The 1,367-nt window shown below is 62.3% G+C and carries 1 pseudogene; it reads right to left on the bottom strand.

Annotated features, from left to right (window positions below):
- Window positions 1-15 precede the first annotated feature (15 nt).
- Window positions 16-1,247, bottom strand: a pseudogene (locus A5787_RS19440) (transposase family protein).
- Window positions 1,248-1,367: the final 120 nt, after the last annotated feature.

The raw sequence follows: 1,367 nt of genomic DNA, 5'->3' as shown, positions 1-1,367 counted from the left end.
GCAAGTTGCCTCATGTCAAGATGCGCGCGAAGGGTGCTTCGTTGCCTCACGTGAGCGTGCGCGCTTGGTGATTGGAGCGGGGGTGCCGTCTGCGGCTTTGCTGGTGGCCAGGGTGAAGAGCTGGGTGGTCAGCGCCTGGATTTGGCGGCCGGTGGCGGCTGGATTGATCAGCGAGTAGGTCCGTTTGAGTGCCACGATGCGCTGCACAGTCATGCTCGGGTTATCGATCACGCGGTGAAACGGGGTGGTGGCTTTGTCGTGTTTCCTGGACACCTTGGCGCCTGTGCGGACTTTGGAAATCTGTTTCTGCTGGGGGTAGAAGTAGTTGGTCATCTTCGACTGCAGTTGCCAGATCTCGTTGAGCAGCAACAGTTCTGACGCGGTGTCGTAACGGTAGTAGCCGACCGTGGTGCGTACCACCGTCCAGTTCTTCTGCTCGACGTGACACCGTCGTTCTTGTTGCCCGGCCGTGAGCGGGTGAAGGTGATGCGGCGGTCCTGGCACCATGCCAGCAGGTCGTCGTTGATGAATTCCGATCCGTTGTCGCAATCCACGCCCAGGAGGGGGAACGGCATCGCGGCGGCGATGTAATTGAGGGCGGCCAGTACGTGTTTGGCCGTCCTGTCCGGCATTGAGCGGCTCTCGGTCCAGCCGGTGGCGATATCGGTGACCGTCAGCGTGAAGGCATGGCCCCCACCACGGTTGCCGCCGTCGTGGAAGACCGTGTCGATCTCGACGAAACCAGGCGCAGCGTCGTCCCATTGAGCCCAGGTGCGCACCGGGATCTGACTTTTGAGCAGCGACCCCGGCTTAGTGCCCACACGTCCCCTGATCGTGTATTTGGCTCGCTCATCGGCCAATCGGCGATCGATGGTGGCAGCCGACATCGACACCAGCAGCGTCGCCGTCTCGTCACTGATGACCAGCTCACGGAAGTGGCGCAGCACGGCCACCAATTCTGTGAGCATGGGGGCAAGCCGTTTGCCAGCCGGCATTCCCAGCACGGTCCAGCAGACCGTCAACGCCGCGATGACATCATCGCCGTACCTCACCGGCCGAGGACTACGCGCAGTCACGATCGTGGGCACCAGTGCGGCGTTGAGGGCCTTGCGGGCATGACTTCGGTGCCAGCCGGTATTCGCGCACAACTCGTCGAGAATCCGACTCTTTCCGCGCTTACTGGCCTGCCGGTAACGGATCGCTGCCGCCTGCGTCACTGCCCTGCGCTCGCCCAAAGTCAACCCCATCACTTGGGCCTACCGAAGTCATTGCTGACCAATCAGGCAGGCGCGCCGTCCACGCGCGCATTTTCAGTGAGGCAACGACCCACCCTTTCGCGCGCATTTCAGATGAGTCAACCCGGTCGG

This window comes from Mycobacterium sp. 852002-50816_SCH5313054-b (genome assembly GCF_001667185.1).
GTDB lineage: Bacteria > Actinomycetota > Actinomycetes > Mycobacteriales > Mycobacteriaceae > Mycobacterium.
The sequence above is the reverse complement of the archived record's forward strand: the minus strand, read 5'-3'. Positions and strand labels throughout refer to the sequence as shown.